The organism is Streptomyces sp. NPDC090045, assembly GCF_044747975.1.
Taxonomy (GTDB): Bacteria; Actinomycetota; Actinomycetes; order Streptomycetales; family Streptomycetaceae; genus Streptomyces.
In genome coordinates, this window is record NZ_JBIVFA010000018.1 from 53,432 (window position 1) to 70,658 (window position 17,227).

Consider the following 17,227-nt stretch of genomic DNA (forward strand, 5'->3'; position numbering starts at 1 on the left):
CTCCACAAGACGCTGGTCCGCCGAGCGCGAGGGATCACCTGGGAGGTACATGCATGTCGGGGACGAACGCGGCCGGGGCCAGGACCCCTTCCCCCTGGCAGCGGCTCAGCGCGGCCTCCGGCGGTGCCAACCGCTGGGTCGTCCTGGCGGTTCTCTGCGTCAGCCTGGTCCTCGTCGCACTCGACGCGACCATCCTGCACGTGGCCGTCCCCTCCGTCACCGAGGACCTGCGCCCCGGCCCGATCGAACTCCTCTGGATCGTCGACGCCTACCCGCTGGTCTGCGCCTCGCTGCTCATCCTCTTCGGCACCCTCGGTGACCGGGTCGGCCGCCGCCGCATCCTCCTCCTCGGCTACGGGCTCTTCGGCGTCGCCTCCGCGATAGCGGCCCTCGCCGACAACGCCCAGGTCCTCATCGCCGCCCGCGCCCTGCTCGGCATCGGCGGCGCGATGATCATGCCCGCCACCCTGTCGATCCTGCGCCAGGTCTTCCCCGACCGGCGCGAGCGGGCCCTGGCCATCGGCATCTGGACCGCCGTCGCCGCCGTCGGCGCCGCGAGCGGTCCGGTGCTCGGCGGCTTCCTCGTCCAGCACTTCTGGTGGGGCTCGGTCTTCCTCATCAACATCCCGCTGATGGCGCTGATCCTTCCGCTCGGACGCTGGCTGCTGCCCGAATCGCGCGGCGCCGCGGACGGGCCGTGGGACGTGGCCGGCGCGCTGATGGCCGCCGCCGGCGTCCTCGGCTCGGTGCTCGGCATCAAGCGGCTCGGCGCCGAACGCCACCTCCTCGACGCGCAGGCCGTGGTCCCGCTGCTGCTCGGCGCGGTGCTGCTCGTCCTGTTCGTACGGCGGCAGAAGCGGCGGACGCACCCGCTGATCGACATGCGGATGTTCTCCCGCGCCGCCTTCTCCACATCGGTGGCCTGCATCGTGCTCGCCATGCTGGCCCTCGTCGGCCTGGAGCTGATCGCCGTCCAGTACCTCCAGCTGGTGCTGGAACTCAGCCCGCTGGAGACGGGCCTGCGGCTGCTGCCGCTGACCTTCGCCGCCATGGCCGCGGGCGCCACCGGTTCGTACACGCTGAACCGGGTCGGGCCGCGCACGATGGTCTCGCTGGGCTTCCTGCTGACCGCCTTCGCCGTGCTGCTGCTGACCCTGATGGGCCAGCAGGACCGGCCCCTGCTGCTGACCGTCGGCTTCATCCTGCTCGGCTTCGGACTGCAGACCACGCTCTTCGCCGCGTACGAGTCGATGCTGAGCGAGGCCCCGGCGGCCACCGCGGGCGGCGCGGCCTCGATCGGCGAGACCTCGTACCAGCTGGGCGCGGGCATCGGCATCGCGCTGCTGGGCAGCGTGATGAACGCGGCGTACCGGCCGGGGCTCGAGGGCGTGCCGGGGGTTTCGGCGGCGGACGCGGCGGGCGCGGCGAACTCGCTCGGCGAGGCCTATCAGATCGCCGCGCACCTCGGGGGGCCGGCGGGGGCCGCGCTGTACGCGGCGGCGCGGCACTCGTTCGTGCACGGGCTGCACGTCACTCTCGTGGTGAGCGCGGGGCTGTTGCTCGCGGGGGCGGCGATGGCGTTGAGGCTGCCGCGGGCCATGGAGTGCGGAGCCGCGGAGGGCGGGGCGGCGGAGGGTGCTGTGCGGTTGCCCGCGCAGGCCAAGGGTGAGTCGTGCGGGGCGCCCGCGTCGGTCGAGCACGCGGGCTGATCGCCGTTGCGGGGGCGCTGCCCCCGAGCCCCCGCGCCTCAAACGCCGGCGGGGCTGGATGGTGTGGGCGAGGCTGGAGTGGTGCGGCGGGGCTGAAGATCGGGGCTCCGCCCCGGACCCCGCGCCTCAAACGCCGGCGGGGCTGGATTGTGCCGGCGGGGCTGTACAAGCGGGGCTGGATTTGGGGGGCGGGGGCTAATAGCGTCGGCTGGGCGCAAAAACTTGCGTTGCTAGGTTCTTCTTCAGGCCGCCGGGAGGCCCCGTGTCCGCGTTCCTGCCCCATGATCCGCTCGGGCTCGACGAGCTCCTCGGGCCCGAGGACCTCGCCGTGCGGGACACCGTACGGAGTTGGGCCGCCGACCGGGTGCTGCCGCACATCGCCCAGTGGTACGAGGACGGCGAGCTGCCCGGGATCCGGGAGCTGGCCCGGGAGCTCGGGTCCATCGGCGCGCTCGGCATGTCCCTGGAGGGGTACGGGTGCGCGGGCGCCAGCGCCGTGCAGTACGGCCTCGCCTGTCTGGAGCTGGAGGCCGCCGACTCCGGCATCCGCTCGCTGGTCTCCGTCCAGGGCTCGCTGGCCATGTACGCGATCTGGAAGTACGGCTCCGAGGAGCAGAAGCAGCGCTGGCTGCCCGGGATGGCGGCCGGCGAGCTGATCGGCTGCTTCGGGCTGACCGAGCCCGACGTGGGCTCGGACCCCGCCGCGATGCGCACGTACGCCAAGCGCGACGGCACGGACTGGGTGCTCAACGGCCGCAAGATGTGGATCACCAACGGGTCGGTGGCCGCCGTGGCCGTGGTGTGGGCGCAGACCGACGAGGGGATCCGCGGATTCGCGGTCCCGACGGACACCGCCGGGTTCTCCGCACCGGAGATCAAGCACAAGTGGTCCCTGCGGGCCAGCGTGACCAGTGAACTCGTCATGGACGACGTGCGGCTGCCGGCCGATGCCGTGCTGCCGTCGGTGAAGGGGCTCAAGGGGCCGCTCGGCTGTCTCAGCCACGCGCGCTACGGGATCATCTGGGGGTCCATGGGCGCGGCCCGCGCCAGTTTCGAGGCGGCGCTCGACTACGCGAGGACGCGGGAGCAGTTCGGCAAGCCGATCGGCGGCTTCCAGCTCACCCAGGCCAAACTGGCGGACATGGCCCTCGAACTCCACAAGGGCATCCTGCTCGCCCACCACCTGGGCCGGCGGATGGACGCGGGAACCCTGCGGCCGGAGCAGATCAGCTTCGGCAAGCTCAACAACGTCCGCGAGGCCATCGACATCTGCCGTACCGCGCGGACCATCCTCGGTGCCAACGGGATCTCGCTCGAATACCCCGTCATGCGGCACGCCACGAACCTCGAATCGGTCCTCACCTACGAGGGCACCGTGGAGATGCACCAGCTGGTGCTGGGCAAGGCGCTCACCGGGCTCGACGCCTTCCGGTGAGTGCCCTGCCTAGCTCTGGTTGAAGAAGTCGCGCGAGCGGCCGCCGGACTCGCCGCTCACGATCTGGGTGTCGGCCGGGGTCAGCAGGAAGACCCTGGTCGCCACCCGCTCGATCGAACCGCGCAGCCCGAAGGTCAGGCCGGCCGCGAAGTCGACCACGCGCTTCGCGTCGCCCGGGTCCATCGAGGACAGGTTGACGATGACCGGGACCCCGTCGCGGAACAGCTCGCCGATGCCGCGCGCGTCACGGAAGCCGTCCGGGGTGACCGTCGCGATCCGGCGGCCGTGCTCCACGGCCGACTCGGAGGCCACCTTCACCCGCGGGTCGGTGACCCACTGCTCACCGGGGCCGGCCACCGAACCCTGGGCGGCCTCCGCGTAGTCGTCGTCGTAGTAGCGCTCGTCGTCGCTGTCCTCCACGAGACCCAGCCAGGCACTCGCCTTGCGCACCGAACCCATGGACTGCCTCCTTTCACCGCGGTCAGTCTGTCTTCTCTCCGCTGCCCCTATGCTCGTCCATGATGCTGACAACGCGCCAAGTGGATAGCCGCCGCGCAGAGGTTTCGTGACGGTACTGGTGCAGAACATCCGTTGCACGCTCAAGGATCCTGGTGGCTACCACTGCTGACTGAGTGAAAATACGACCACTGCCGCCGTGCGGGTGAGCGATGGGGACGTTCGAGTGAACGACACGGCTCGCTACGATGCCCGGCAGGTACGCGTACGACACACGGGGGAAGCAGCTTGTTCGGCATCGTCAGACCTTGCACGCACCGGCTGGGGGAGCGGTTCAAGGCGGAGTGGATGGCCCATCTGTGCGGGCTGTGTCTGGCACTTCGGGGAGACCACGGTCAGTTCGCCCGGATCGTCACGAACTATGACGGCTTGCTCGTCTCCGTTCTGACGGAGGCTCAGTCCGGCACCGCGCCCGAGGCCCGCCGCACCGCGGGACCCTGCCCGCTGCGCGGGATGCGCACCGCCTCGGTCGCCCAGGGCGAGGGCGCGCGGCTCGCCGCCGCCGTCTCGCTCGTGCTCGCCTCCGCCAAGGTGCGCGACCACGTGGCGGACCGGGACGGGCTGTTGGCCCGCGCACCCATCGCTGCGGCCGCGCGCAGGGTGGCCCGCGGCTGGGACCGCGCCGGCGCCCGCACGGGGGCCTCGCTCGGCTTCGACACGGCGGTGCTCGTCGATGCCGTGGACCGGCAGGCGGGCATCGAGACGCTGGCGGGCCCCGGCACGCCCGTGCTCGTGGTGACCGAGCCGACGGAGACCGCGACGGCCGCCGCCTTCGCCCATACCGCGCAGCTGGCCGGACGGCCAGGCAACGCCCCCGCGCTGGCCGAGGCGGGCCGTTACTTCGGGCGGCTCGCGCACCTGCTGGACGCGGTGGAGGACCAGCGCGCCGACGCCGAGGCGGGCGCCTGGAACCCGCTCACCGCCACCGGGACCTCGCTCGCCGAGGCCCGTCGGCTCTGCGACGACGCCCTGCACGGGATCAGGCTCGCGCTGCGCGAGGTCGAGTTCACGGACGCGGGGCTCGCCCACCGGCTGCTCGTGCACGAGCTGCGCACCTCGGTGGACCGGGCCTTCGGGACCGGCAGCTGCGCCCACACGGCGACCGCCTCCGCCGGGCAGGGCGGCAACCCCTACGGGGGCCAGCCCTACGGCGGCCAGGGCCAGAACCCGTACGGCCAGAACCCGTACGGCGGGGCCCCGTACGGCGGGACTCCGTACGGCGGCGGAGCGGGTGGTCCCGGGATGCCGCCCACGGGCCCGGGCGGTTTCGGCGGTGCCCCGCCGCCGCAGCGGCCCCGCCGCGGACTGCTCGCCGGCTGTGCGGTCGCCCTCGGGCTGTTCTGCACCTGCCAGATGTGCTGCACCGAGCACGAAGGCCCCTGGTCCCGGAAGAAGCGGGACCCGTGGTGCGACGCCTGTGACTGCTGCGACTGCTGCAACGGCACGAACGGCTCCAGCGGCGGTGGTGGCGGGAGCGGCGGCGGCGGTGGCGACGGCTGCTGCAGCTGTGACTGCTGCGGCTGCGACTGCTGAGTCCCCTTCAGATCGGACAGGTCCGGACGGCGTACGAGGGGATTCCCGCCCGGACCCGCGTGGAAGGGGTGAGCGGGATGAGTGACGACGCAGACGATCCGCAGGCCGCCTGGCGGGCATGGCACGACGGCAGGGCCACGGCCGTGTCCGCCCCCTACGGACCCCTCGCACTGACGGGCACCTACTGGCTCGCCGACTACCCGGAAGGTCGAATTCCGGCCGTCCCGGGACTCTGGCGCGCGACCGACGGCGGTCTGGCGCTCACCGCCACCGCCGAGGACGCCCTGCGCCTCGACGGCGAGCCCTTCACCGGTGACGCCGTACTCGCCGCCGACGGGGCCCCGCCCGCGCACTCCCGGCTCTCCGCCGGGGAGGCGCGCCTCGTGGTGATCCGCCGCGAAGGGCAGTGGGCGGTACGCGTCTTCGACCCCGCCTCCGAGGCCCGCCGGGCCTTCGCGGGCGTCGAGGCCACCCCGTACGACCCCGCCTTCGCACCGCGCGGGCGTTTCCGGCCCTACCCCGAGGACCGAAGGGTCCAGGTGGAGAACGCCGACGGGCGGGCCCGCGGGCTCGGCCTCGGCGGGGAACTCACCTTCCCCTTCCAGGGTGCCGAACACACCCTCCAGGTCGCCGTGGACGAGGACGACGGCAGCCTCTGGGCCGTGTTCGGCGATGACACCGGCGGGCGGTCCAGCTACCGCTTCCGCTTCCTGAAGCCCGGCATACCGGACGCAGGCGGGGCGATCACCGTGGATTTCAACCGGTCGCTGCTGCCCCCCTGCGCCTTCGCGGACCACTTCATCCGTCCGTTTCCGCCGCCCGGGAACACGCTGCCCTTCGGGGTGGCGGCGGGCGAGCGGAGGCTGAAAGCCGCTCTTGCGACCGGTATCTGACGACAGGACACTCCCGACAGCGCTTGTCAGGGGCACGGCCAAAGTTCATGCGCCCGCCGTGCCCCCGGCTGCGCCTCACGGGCCCAGGCACCCCCACATCCGCCGGGCCCCCGACCCTCTCCAGGAGGACGAGAAGTGAGGATCAAGCGCATGACCCGTACCAGGCTGCTCGCGGCGGCCACCGGCCTGGCCGCCGCCGCAGCGTTCGCCGTCCCCACGGCGGCGAGCGCGGACCCCCAGGACGGCGGCGGATTCAGCGCCGACCGGCTCGCGTCGGCCAGCGCATCCGTGCTGCGCGCCAACGTCGGAGGCACCGCCTGGCACACCGACACCGCCACCGGAACCCTCGTGGTCACCGCCGACTCCACCGTCTCCGCCGCCGCCATCGAAAGAATCAAGCGCGAGGCCGGAGCGGACGCCGGAGCGCTGCGCATCGAGCGCACCCCCGGCAAGCTCACCAAACTGGCCTCCGGCGGCGACGCGATCTACGCCAACAGCTGGCGCTGCTCGCTCGGCTTCAACGTGCGCAGCGGCGCCAACTACTACGCCCTGACCGCCGGTCACTGCACCGACGGCGCCGGCACCTGGTGGACCAACTCCGCCCGCACCACCGTGCTCGGCTCCACCACCGGCTCCAGCTTCCCGACCAACGACTACGGCCTCATCAAGTACGCGAGCAACACGCCGGTTCCCCCGGGGACCGTCGGCAGCCAGGACATCACCAGCGCCGTGAACGCCACGGTCAACATGTCCGTGACCCGGCGCGGCTCCACCACCGGCATCCACAGCGGCCGGGTCACCGGCCTCAACGCCACCGTGAACTACGGCGGCGGCGACATCGTCTACGGCATGATCCGCACCAACGTCTGCGCCGAGCCCGGCGACAGCGGCGGCCCGCTCTACTCGGGCACCCGCGCCGTCGGCCTCACCTCCGGCGGCAGCGGGAACTGCTCCTCGGGCGGCACGACCTTCTTCCAGCCCGTGGTCGAGGCCCTCAACGCCTACGGGGTCAGCGTCTACTGACGGTGCCTCACGCGCCCCCGTCGCACCCCTGGACGTCCTCCCGCCTTCTGGGAGGATGTCCAGGGGTGCGTGTCCGCCGGGGGAGGCAGGTTTCTGCATGAAACGAATCGGCGTGACCGGACACCGGTCCATTCCGGATGCGGTGCTCGGCCATGTGGAGAACGGCCTGCGCGCCGTACTGGGCGGCCACGACGGGCCGCTGGAGGCGTTCTCCAGTCTCGCCGAGGGGGCGGACCAGCTGTTCGCCGCCATCGCGCTCGAATGCGGCGCGGGACTGACCGTGGTGATCCCCAGCGGGGACTACGAGGACGGCTTCGAGGGAGCCGAGGCCCTGGCCCGCTACCGCCGGCTCAAGCGCCGCGCCACGCAGGAGATCAGGATGGACTTCGCCCGCTCCACGGACGAGGCCTACTACGCCGCCGGCACCTACATCGCCGACTCCTGCGACCGCCTCGTCGCCGTCTGGGACGGGCAGCCCGCCCGCGGGCACGGCGGCACCGGCGAGATCGTCGCCTACGCGCGGGCGCTCGGCAAGCCGGTCACCGTCATCTGGCGCGAGGGCGTGTCCCGGGACTGAGCCACGCCCCCACCGGTTCTGCTCAACTGCTGTGCCGGGCCAGCCAGTCGGTGTGCTGCGGGGAGACGTACCGTTCGGTCTCGTACACCGACGAAGGCCACTGCGACTCGGTGATGGTCGTCTGCATCACGACCATCATCGCCGCCAGGTCCTGCTCGATCAGGGTGTGCGCCTCGATCAGCGGATGATGGCGGCGCACCTCGTTCCAGGCGATTCCGGCCGCCGCCGCCGCGCTCAGCAGCGCGGTCAGCCTCGGACCCGGCCCCGACCCGAACGACCCCAGCAGCGCGAACAGCAGCGCCAGGCAGGTCAGCAGCACGATCGTCCACGACCACAGGTTCGTCGCCCGCCGGGACACCTCCGTGCGCCGCCGGTACCAGTTGCGCTGCTCGATCAGCCGGTCCCGGACGTACGTCTCGCGCCGCGCCTGGTAGTCCATCCCGCGCAGCCGCTGCATCGCGCCGGTGATCTCCCCGCCCTCCGGTACCGTCCCGGCCGTCCGCGGATCCTCCCAGCCCATCTTCCGCAGCTCGGCCAGACCCGCCTCCAGCCGGGTCCGGTACGTCTCCTCGGGTGCGCCGACCTCGCTGCCGAACGGCGCCCCGTGCACGGCGTACCGCCAGGCCAGGGACTTGATGAACTCCGCCGCGCTGCGGTTGAGCTGCCACTGCGGGCGCGCCCGGCGCCGGGTCGCCCGCATGCCCACGCCCAGCACCCCCGCGTACGCGAGCACGCTCAGCAGCCCGAAGAGGTGCATCGAGCCCAGCTTCGGCCCCGCGGGCAGCGCGGCGGCCCCCGCGGCGGCCACGAGCAGCACCAGCTGGGCGCGGGTGGCCTGCGTGGACTCCCGCTGCCGGGAGATGGCCGCCTGGTCGGTGTGGTGGAAGAGGGCCGGCAGGTCCTCGTTTCGGAAAGTCATGCTGTCGGTCACAGCGCCCCCCTGCTGTCGGGTGGCGGGCGGCGGCGGCCCGCGGTCGCGGGGCCCCCGCCGCCCTCCGTGGAATCACACGGCGAGAGGCTCCAGATCGCGGTGGATCCGCCGCTCGTCACGGGCGTACCGGGTCAGGCTGTGGTCCTCGCCGAGGAGCCGGCTCAGCTCGGACACCGCCTCCGCCCGCAGCCGGGCCGCCTCTTCCTTGCGGCCCAGCGAGTCCAGGCTGACCGCCATGTTGGAGCCGGCCGCGAGGGTCTCGGGATGGTGCCCCCCGAGCGCCTCGCGCAGCCGCATCACGGCGAGCCGCTCCAGCTCCAGGGCGCCTTCCGGATCGCCCAGATCGGCCCGGGCGTTGGCCAGGTTGAGGTGGGCGAAGACCGTGTGCGGATGGTTGTCGCCGAGGACGTCCCGCATCAGCCGGATCGTCTGCCGCAGCATCGTCTCCGCCGTGTCCGCCGCGCCCGTGCCCCAGTGGAAGACCGCCAGGTTGTTGACGGCCGCCAGGGTGTACGGGTGCCGCTCGCCCGGCACCTTCATGTACTCGTCCACCACCTCCTGCGCCAGGTCCCGCGCCCCGCCCGGGTCCCCGGTCGCGAAGAGGTCCGAGGCCAGGTTCAGCTCGCAGGACAGCAGGTCCGGGTTGACCGAGGTGTACTTGGCCCGGTAGCGGGCCCGGGTGGCCGTGGTCAGCCGGAGCGCGTCCTCCAGCTGGCCCGCCCGGCGCAGCGACACCGCCAGGTTCTTCGCGGCCGACAGGGTGCCGGGGAAGGCCCGCCCCAGCGTCCGCTTGTAGGTCTCGTAGGTCCGGCTGAGCAGTTGCACCGAGTCCTCGTACCGGCCCACCTCGCGCAGGTCGCGGGCGAGGTTCTGCGCGGAGGACAGGGTGTACGGGTGCTCCGGTCCGAGCACCTCCGTGCGCAGGTCGTGCACCTCCTGGTCGATCTCACGGGCTCTGGTGTACTGGCCCACCAGCCGCAGGTTCAGCGCCAGGTTGTTCGCGGCGGCCAGCGTGCGCGGGTGCGCCTCGTGGAAGATCTGGCTGAAGCCCTCGTGGGCGTCGGTCGCCAGCTCCATCGCCTGCGCGTAGTCGCCGAGCGCGCCCAGGGTGTTGGCGAGACCGCTCATGGTCATGTACGTGTGCGGGTGCGAGGGGCCCAGCACGGCCCGCTGGCGCTCCAGGGTGACCTCGTCCAGCTCCTTCGCCTCCACGAACCGCCCCTGCGAACGCAGGATGTTCGACAGGTGGAAGCGCAGGTACAGGTACTGCAGGTCGTCGTTGCCCAGCATCTCCTTCCAGGCTTCGCGCAGCTCCTCGCCGAGCTGGTAGGCGGCCTTGAAGTCGCCGCGCTTCCACAGGTAGCGGACGCGGTCGATCAGCAGCCGGCGGGTCTCCGGCTCCTTGCAGTACCGGGCCTCGGACGGGGTCAGGTGCGACCAGATGGTGTTGAACCGCGGCCAGGTCTCCGGGTTGTCGATCGGCTCGTCGTCGTCCGGCCGGGCGCCGGCCAGGATCCGGTGGACGGCGTGCCGGGCCTCCCGCTGCTCCTCCTCGGTCAGCTGGGCCCGGATCACGGCCTGGACCAGCCGGTGCACCTGGATGCTGTTGCTGACCTGGTCGACCTTGGCCAGCGCGAACCGGCCGATCTCCCGGATCACCCGGCCGAGGACCAGCTTCTCCTGGAGGGAGGAGTCGTAGGGCTTGAGGGCGTCGATCATCTCCTTGCTGTAGAGCAGGTTCGCGGAGATCGGCTCGGGCGCGAGGAAGGCGCACAGCTGGAGCAGCCGGACCGCGGCCGGGGAGCGGGACTGCAGCCGCTCTATGGAGATGTTCCAGGTGGCGGCCACCGGCTCCGGATAGCCGGGCGGCTGGTTCAGGGCCAGGACGCTCGCGGCCTGCTGGGCCAGCTGCTCGATGTACGTGGCCACCGGGGTCGCGGTCTCCGCGATCCAGGCACCCGCCTGCTCGACGGCCAGCGGCAGGTCGCCCACCGCCACCGCCACCTGCTCGGCGTCGTCCTTGCTGAGCCCCGGGGCCCGGCGCTGGAGGTGCTCGATGGACTCCTCGCGCAGGAACACGTCCACCGGGAGCGCGTCCCCGTACTGCGACCAGGACTGGTTGCGGGAGGTCACCAGCACGTGGCCCGGGCCGCCCGGCGGGAAGAACCGCTTGAGCGTCTCGGGATCGTCCGCGTTGTCGAAGACCAGCAGCCAGCGCGAGGAGGGCACCCCGCGCCGCAGCAGGTCGATCGCCTCCTGGGAGGCGGCCGCCATGTCCTCGCCGGTCTGCGCACCCAGGCGTACGGCCAGCTCGGCGAGGGCCGCGACCACGTCGTCGGTCTGCTCCGAGGAGATCCACCACACCAGGTCGTAGTCGGCCATGAACCGGTGCACGTACTCCAGTGCCACCTGGGTCTTGCCGACGCCGCCGAGCCCGAACAGGGTCTGCGGCTGCGGCAGCACCACGGCCATGCCGCCGCCGAGCTGGTCGCGCATCCGCTCCAGCACGATGCTGCGCCCGGTGAACCCGGGATTGCGGGGCGGCGCGTTCCAGATCTTCGGGACGGTTCCCGGGAAGCGGGGGCCGGGCTGGGAGGCGCTGGCGACGCTGTCGGGCAGCGCCATCGGCCGCTCCACCGCGCGCAGCAGGGCGGCGGTGGCGTGCACCTCGTCGAGGCGGAAGAGGTCCACCGGGTTGCGGTCGATGTAGGGCGTGGAGAGCCGCACGTCGCCCACCCTCAGCGGCACCAGCTGGCGGCGGCCCCCGGTCGGGTCCTCGGCCGCGGCCCGCTCCCACACGTCCACGGCCCGGGCGGACTTCAGGTAGGCCGTGGAGAGCAGCACCACGGTCCGGGCGGCGGTGTCGATGCTGATGCCCGTTCCGCCGCCGAGGGTGTCCCCGGAGCCGGCGGTCACCGGAACGCGCTCCGCGGAGACGTCCTTGGGCACGACCCGGAAGCCGGCCCGGGTGAGCACCGATTCGATCCAGTCGGCCCACATGCGGTTCTCGGCGACGTAGGAGAGGAACAGGTCGGCGGGCAGGGCCGGGCGGCGCCGGGTGAAGGCGTCCCTGATCCGCAGGCGGACCTCCTCGCCGATGACCGGCATGGAGGTGATCTCGCCTTCGGTGACCACCGTGGTGAGCCGTTCGAAGGCGGAGAGCAGGGAGTTGGTGAGCCCGGCCTCGTCGCCGAAGGTGGCCAGGGTCTCCTCGTAGGCGTAGTAGGGCCGGTACGGGATCTCCACCGCGCCCCAGTACGACGTGAGCTCGTCCCCGACCAGCCCGTTCGGGAAGCGGTCGAACTTGATGCGGGCCAGCGCCCGGCCCGCGTCGGCCTTCTCCTTCTCGCCCTCGTCGATGCGCATGGGGACGGGATAGATCTTGATGCCGCGGTCGTTGAACCGCTCGTCGATCTGGCGGGCCACGGACGCGGCGCCGTCGATGGACTGGTCGGAGAGGGTGAAGCAGTCGACGAGGATGTCCGGGAGGTGCACCGTGCAGATGTCCGCGATGTCGGACAGGCCGGTGCGGCTGTCGATCAGGACGTAGTCGTAGTTCCTCTTCATGTCGTCGCGTAAGGCGTCGAAGAAGAGGCCGCCGCCGAGCCGGTCGTAGAAGTTGTCCCAGTCGAAGGTGGAGACGGTCGCGGAGTACTCGCGGTTCTGCCGGCCCGCGGAGACGAAGTCCAGGGTGCCGCCGTCCGGGAACTCCCAGCCGAGGGTCTCCGGGGTCAGCGAGACGGCGTGCGGCTGTATCCGCGCGTAGTCCTTGTGCCAGTCGTCGGCGCGCTGCACCGGACTGGTCGCGGCCCAGGCGTACTCGCTGATCAGGTCGATGACCCCGGTGGTGGCCCCGAGCGTGGAGGGGTCCAGGAAGGGGTGGAAGAAGCGGTGCAGGCCCGGGGCCTCCAGGTCCCAGTCCACGGCGAGGACCCGCTTGCCGTTGGCCGCCAGGATCCAGGCGGTGTTGGCCAGCGCCATGGTGCGGCCCGTGCCGCCCTTGTACGAGTAGAAGGTGACGATGCGTCCGTCACGGGTGTCCCTGCTGTCACGACTCGCTGTCATCCGCGTCCCCCCGGTCGGTGTCGTTGCTGTCGTTGCCGTCGATGTGGGCGTCGTACGCGTCGTAGGCGTCGGGCGGGAAGGGAGCCGCGGGCGGTGCGGGCGGCTCGCTCATCCCCATCGGCCCGAGCAGTCGCGGGCGTTCGGTGTGCGTGTTGCCGGCCGGCAGGTAGACCTGGGCGTGTCTGAGGAACTGCTGGGCGGCGGCCTCGACCACCTGGGGCAGGATCTGTCCGAGGGTCTCCATGTTGGCCACGCCGTTGGCGGCGGCCCGGCAGGCGGCCCGGCCCTGGCCCATCTTGACGGGCAGGGTCTCCTCCAGCCGCCGTGCCAGCTCGGCCTCCTTCGCGCGGCTCTGGTGGTCGTAGCGGTTCCACGGCACGACCACGTTGATCCACGGGCGGGACTCCTGGTCGAAGGCGGCCAGGCGCTGGCGGCGGTGCTCGTCCTCCACCACCCAGCGGTCGACGATCAGGATCTCCGGCCGGGTCGGCGGCTGCTTGCTGTCGAAGTGCCCGGCCTCGTCGTCGAAGGAGGACATGGTGGTCTGGTAGTTGAGGTTCTTGATCACGTCCTCGGCGACGTACGCGATCGGGCGCTGGGACACCGGATGGTACGGATTCCAGTCCAGGGCGCTCTCCCCGTAGTACTCCGGGCTCCGGCCGTCCGGCAGGTCGTGCCGGGAGCCGGCCGCCACGGTCACGTGGAGGGTGCGGGCGGGGCCGCCGCCGGCGCCGCCGACGCTGCCGGAGGGGCCGAAGGCGCTGGGCACCACCCGGTAGTCCATGGGGCGGACGGGATCGAGACGGACGGTCTCGGCGACCCGGACGATGCGCCGGGCCAGTTCGTAGACGGCCCGCTCGTACTGCTCGGCGTATCCGCGCAGTTTGATCAGCCCGTACAGCCCGTCGGTGACGTAGCGCTCGCCGAAGGTGTTGTGGTTGAACTGCAACCGCTCGGCGGGGCCGGGCAGTTGGGAAGGCGGGACCGGCACCCATAACGCGGGCACGATGGCCTCGGCGCGCTCGTTGCTCGCCGCGCCGTGCTGGATCGCGCGGTGCGCGAAGGCGAACCACTCCTTGCCGCACATCTCACTGGCGAAGTACCGCGGCGAGAACAGGGGCACGAAGACCCGGCAGGTGGCGAGCGCCGCCCCGAGCCGTTCCGACCAGCCCTCGCCGCTGCGTATCTCCCGGTCCATGAACCCGGCCTCGGCGCCGGCGGGCAGATCCGTCAGCGCCATGACGTGGCCGCAGAGATCGCGGAAGAGGCGCTCCACCCACATGTCAGGGTCGGGCCCCCCGGCCCCGAATCTCGGTGTATGCGCATAACTGAGAAAAAAATACGGCTGCACTGATGCGGGCAACACGCCCCCCGTCCCGAAGCTGCGAGCGAAGAAACATCATTCCGGAGCTGCTTCGCCACATCCCCTCATCGTTCAGTCAATCAGCGTCTGTTTTCGGTCATCCACTCAAGGGCGTGGTCGACGGCGTCCGGGAGGGAGAAGAGCATGGTCGCCGCCCCTCCCACCCGCCCCCTGCGCACCCGGGAATCCGGGAACGTCCTGCCGATCTCCGCGAAATCGCCGTCGTCCAGCGCGACGTCCTCGTATGCCGTCCACGCCCCTTCCCGCCGGCTCCCTTGCCGCCCCGGAAGGTTCACCTTCACCACACACTCGTACATGCGCAAGGGGGGCTTCGGAATTCGGTACTCCGCGAGATGGAAAGCCGTGCAGACCGAAAACCCCACATTGATCATGAGTACCTGACCGCCCTCCCAGCACAACTTCCCCAGCGGCGACTCCTCACCCAGGTGGCTTTCGATGCGGTGCCCGGCGCAGAGCCGCTCCGCGTCCGCGCCGAGGGCGGCGAAGGAGGTCTGCGGGTGAGCGCTGCGCGCGGCGCCCGGCGCGGTGCGGACGGCCTCGGCGAGCGAGCCCATGCCCTGGCTCGGGGTGCTCGCCGGGTCGAAGGCGGGCATCCGCTCGCGGAAGGCCCGCACCCCGGACCCGTCCAGGCCGTTGATCCGCTCCAGATGGGCGCTGGAGGTCTTGGAGTTCTCCGGGGTGAACGCGGGGACCACCAGGGTGCCGCGCGGACCGAGCACCCCCGTGAGAGCGTCGCGCAGCTGCTCGGCGCGCAGGCCGGTCCCGCCGAGGGCGGCGTGCACCATGAGCCGCATCCCGGGGCGGACGCCCAGCAGCCGCAGCTGCACGGCCAGCTGGAGGGCGCCGACGGCCCGGACCGGGCCGACGCCGGACGGGGCCGGGGGCCGGGGCGGGGCGCTCACGCGCCGACCGCCTTCAGTTCGTAGCGGAGCTCCGCGACGAGGCGCTTGCCGGTGGTGGTCAGCTCGGCCGCCTCCGAGAGGCGGTCCAGCGCCCGGTGGATGCGGTCCGAGCCGCCCGGCTCGGGCGCCGCGGTGGCCCGCCGGTACGCCTCCACCGCCACCCGCTCGTGCACGTCGGCCAGCAGCCGCGACACCGGGACCGGACGCTCACGCCACGGCGAGGGGTGCTGCCACTCCCCGTCCAGCGCGTACAGGTCGGCCACCTCGGTCAGGGCCCGCAGCCGGGTCCGCCGCCGCCCGGTCAGCAGCGCGAGCGCGGTCTCCCGCGCCCCCGCCGCGTACGGCACCCCGAGCGCCCCCGGCCCGTGCCGGCCCGCCTCGCCCCAGCCGCCGGCCCGCGGGCCGCCCGCCAGCGGGGTCAGGGTGGTCAGCCCGGCGGCCGCCGCCCGGGCGAACTCAGGCACCGCCTTGTGCAGCAGCGCCCACGCCCGGTCCAGCCTGCCCCGCCACTCCTCGGCCTCGCCGGTGCCGAGCCGGAGCCTGGGCGGGCGGGGGAAGCAGTTGCGGTACGGGTCGAGGTCCTCCAGCGCCACCGGTGCCGCGTCCGGCCCGGGCGACCAGGTGCGTACGGGCTGCCAGCGCGCGTCCCCCGCCGCGGGCCCGAAGCGGTGCTCGGCGCGCCCGTCCCGTACGGCGTACCCCTCGTCGGTGACGTGCAGCGCGGCCCGGCCCTCCGTACCGGGCTCCCCGAGCCGCAGCAGCCCCAGCGTCGGCAGGTACACCTCGCCGTCCCGGTAGGCCACCTCGGCCGGCAGGTCCAGCCCGCCGCGCAGGACGGCCGCGACGGCCAGCGCGGTCAGCCTGCGCGCCGCTTCCGGACCGTCCTGCCGGCCCTCCCGGGCGGCGTCCAGGGCCGCCAGCACCCAGGTACGGGTGAACGGGTGGTCCAGTACGGCGTCCAGCGCGTCCGCGCCCGCCTCCCCGGCCTGCTCCACGGCGGCCAGCAGCTCCCAGGCGCGCGCCCAGCCGGGCTCGGCGCCGAGGTCCGCGTGCAGCCGGGCCAGCAGGATCCGGGTCAGCTCCTCCTGGGAACGGGCGAGTTCGGCCGGGTCGGAGAGCTGCGGCGCGGTCTCCCGCACGGCCGTGCGGCCCTCGACCCCGTCCACGAGCTCGCGCAGGTCGGTGCAGTAGACGGAGGGGTTGTCGAAGCCGTTGCGGTCGCGGTAGCGGTGGGTGTAGAGCCCGCCGCCGCACGAACGTACGACGGGGCAGCGGCGGCACGAGTCGCTGACGCCCGCGAGGCCCAGCTGCCGGGCGCGTACCCCGGGATGGGCCGCGACCTGGTCAAACGCGTGGTCGAAGACGTTGAACCCGGTGGCGGCGGCCCCCTCGAAGGCGCTCTTCAGGGAGTCCACCTGTTCCAGGGTCCCGTCGGTCTCGACGACGACGAGGTCCGTGGGCGCGAGACCGAGCGACTCGGTGAGGCTGGGGCCGCCGCGCAGGGTGGAGAGCAGGGACTCGAAGAGCCGTACGGGCACCGGGCGGCCGAGGCGCTCCCAGTGGTCGAAGATCCGCAGGAGCCAGCGCGCGTACGCGTCGGGGGCGTCGTCCGGGCGGACCGGAGGGGTCTCCCAGGTGGCGTGCGGGAGGAGGAAGTCCACGCGGGGCGGCTCGAGTTCGACGAGCGCGTCCAGGACGGCCACCGGGTCGTTGGCCACGTCCACGGTGCAGAGCAGGCCCTGGTAGAGGTGGCGGTAGGGCTCAGAGCGGAGCAGCGCGACGGCGGCCAGGACCAGCGGGTGGCTCGTACGGCCGTCCGCGAAGCGGCGGTGGCGGTCGTTGGCGGCGCGGTCCCCGTCCAGGGAGATGCCGACCCGGACGCCGAACTCGTCGAAGAGGTCGAGGTAACGGGTGCTGAGCTGCAGGCCGTTGGTGTGGATCCGCAGGTCGAGGGCGGCGGTTCCGGTGAGCGCCCGGCTGAACTCCTCGCACACGAGGCGGAGCCGGGCCGTGCCCGCCAACAGGGGTTCCCCTCCATGGAGAATCACCGTGACGGAGGGGAGTGCATGGTCACGGGCATGTTCGGCGAGCCTGGACGCGGTATGCGAAATTACCTCGGGGGAGATCACTTTCGGCCGGGCTCGCCAGCTCTGATCTGCGTGTTCGTAGACATAGCAATGATCACAAGCAAGATCGCATCTGCTGTGAACTTTCAGGACGATCTCGCGAAATGCGATCAGGCCGGTCATTCCACCAGTC

The 17,227-nt window shown here is 72.4% G+C and carries 12 protein-coding genes; 6 read left to right on the forward strand and 6 right to left on the reverse strand.

Annotated features, from left to right (window positions below; all coding sequences use genetic code 11):
• Window positions 1–53 precede the first annotated feature (53 nt).
• Both ACIPYQ_RS35055 and ACIPYQ_RS35060 read left to right on the forward strand, forming a co-directional pair.
• Window positions 54–1,709, forward strand: coding sequence for an MFS transporter (locus ACIPYQ_RS35055; protein ID WP_401258187.1), 1,656 nt, complete (start codon window positions 54–56; stop codon window positions 1,707–1,709).
• Between the two features lie 262 nt (window positions 1,710–1,971).
• Entirely contained in the window at window positions 1,972–3,144 is a 1,173-nt protein-coding gene (locus ACIPYQ_RS35060; protein WP_361760243.1) for an acyl-CoA dehydrogenase family protein, read from the forward strand.
• Between the two features lie 9 nt (window positions 3,145–3,153).
• On the opposite strand, the gene ACIPYQ_RS35065 is transcribed toward ACIPYQ_RS35060, so the two are convergent.
• The gene (locus ACIPYQ_RS35065) at window positions 3,154–3,603 is read right to left on the reverse strand and encodes a cell division protein SepF (protein ID WP_361760240.1); all 450 of its coding nucleotides are present in this window, start codon (window positions 3,601–3,603) and stop codon (window positions 3,154–3,156) included.
• Window positions 3,604–3,888: 285 nt separating this feature from the next.
• Between ACIPYQ_RS35065 and ACIPYQ_RS35070 the strand changes: the two genes are divergently transcribed.
• From ACIPYQ_RS35070 to ACIPYQ_RS35085, 4 genes are all read left to right on the forward strand, one after another.
• Window positions 3,889–5,193, forward strand: coding sequence for a DUF5685 family protein (locus tag ACIPYQ_RS35070; RefSeq protein ID WP_401258188.1), 1,305 nt, complete (start codon window positions 3,889–3,891; stop codon window positions 5,191–5,193).
• A gap of 77 nt (window positions 5,194–5,270) precedes the next feature.
• Window positions 5,271–6,086, forward strand: a complete 816-nt coding sequence (locus ACIPYQ_RS35075; RefSeq protein ID WP_401258190.1) for a DUF1684 domain-containing protein — start codon at window positions 5,271–5,273, stop codon at window positions 6,084–6,086.
• A gap of 135 nt (window positions 6,087–6,221) precedes the next feature.
• Complete coding sequence (locus ACIPYQ_RS35080; protein ID WP_401258192.1) at window positions 6,222–7,109, forward strand: S1 family peptidase; 888 nt, start codon at window positions 6,222–6,224, stop codon at window positions 7,107–7,109.
• A gap of 97 nt (window positions 7,110–7,206) precedes the next feature.
• On the forward strand, window positions 7,207–7,686 hold the full coding sequence (locus ACIPYQ_RS35085) for a hypothetical protein (protein ID WP_361760228.1): 480 nt from the start codon (window positions 7,207–7,209) through the stop codon (window positions 7,684–7,686).
• Between the two features lie 22 nt (window positions 7,687–7,708).
• Here the strand turns inward: ACIPYQ_RS35085 and ACIPYQ_RS35090 are convergent, their stop codons facing one another.
• The 5 genes from ACIPYQ_RS35090 to fxsBH all read right to left on the reverse strand — a co-directional run bounded on the left by ACIPYQ_RS35090 (window position 7,709) and on the right by fxsBH (window position 17,217).
• Window positions 7,709–8,605: a DUF4231 domain-containing protein gene (locus tag ACIPYQ_RS35090; protein WP_401258194.1), complete on the reverse strand. Its 897-nt coding sequence runs from the start codon at window positions 8,603–8,605 to the stop codon at window positions 7,709–7,711.
• Window positions 8,606–8,689: 84 nt separating this feature from the next.
• Window positions 8,690–12,682 carry an FxSxx-COOH system tetratricopeptide repeat protein gene (gene fxsT, locus ACIPYQ_RS35095; RefSeq protein WP_401258196.1) on the reverse strand — a complete coding sequence of 1,331 codons (3,993 nt, stop codon included), beginning with the start codon at window positions 12,680–12,682 and terminating at the stop codon, window positions 8,690–8,692.
• Window positions 12,666–14,048, reverse strand: coding sequence for a TIR-like protein FxsC (locus tag ACIPYQ_RS35100; RefSeq protein WP_362236377.1), 1,383 nt, complete (start codon window positions 14,046–14,048; stop codon window positions 12,666–12,668). The genes fxsT and ACIPYQ_RS35100 overlap by 17 nt, the downstream gene beginning before the upstream one ends.
• A gap of 77 nt (window positions 14,049–14,125) precedes the next feature.
• A complete protein-coding gene (locus ACIPYQ_RS35105; RefSeq protein ID WP_401258198.1) occupies window positions 14,126–14,968 on the reverse strand; it encodes an aminoglycoside N(3)-acetyltransferase in 843 nt (280 codons plus the stop codon).
• Entirely contained in the window at window positions 14,965–17,217 is a 2,253-nt protein-coding gene (fxsBH, locus tag ACIPYQ_RS35110; protein ID WP_401258199.1) for a radical SAM/SPASM protein FxsBH, inactivated beta-hydroxylase extension form, read from the reverse strand. The genes ACIPYQ_RS35105 and fxsBH overlap by 4 nt, the downstream gene beginning before the upstream one ends.
• Between the last annotated feature and the right edge of the window lie 10 nt (window positions 17,218–17,227).

Excerpts from the sequence above, each read along its gene's own strand:
- fxsBH (WP_401258199.1), bottom strand. The coding sequence starts at position 17,217 with ATGACCGGCCTGATCGCATTTCGCGAGATCGTCCTGAAAGTTCACAGC.
- fxsT (WP_401258196.1), bottom strand. The coding sequence starts at position 12,682 with ATGACAGCGAGTCGTGACAGCAGGGACACCCGTGACGGACGCATCGTC.
- ACIPYQ_RS35075 (WP_401258190.1), top strand. The coding sequence starts at position 5,271 with ATGAGTGACGACGCAGACGATCCGCAGGCCGCCTGGCGGGCATGGCAC.
- ACIPYQ_RS35085 (WP_361760228.1), top strand. The coding sequence starts at position 7,207 with ATGAAACGAATCGGCGTGACCGGACACCGGTCCATTCCGGATGCGGTG.
- ACIPYQ_RS35055 (WP_401258187.1), top strand. The coding sequence starts at position 54 with ATGTCGGGGACGAACGCGGCCGGGGCCAGGACCCCTTCCCCCTGGCAG.
- ACIPYQ_RS35065 (WP_361760240.1), bottom strand. The coding sequence starts at position 3,603 with ATGGGTTCGGTGCGCAAGGCGAGTGCCTGGCTGGGTCTCGTGGAGGAC.
- ACIPYQ_RS35090 (WP_401258194.1), bottom strand. The coding sequence starts at position 8,605 with ATGACTTTCCGAAACGAGGACCTGCCGGCCCTCTTCCACCACACCGAC.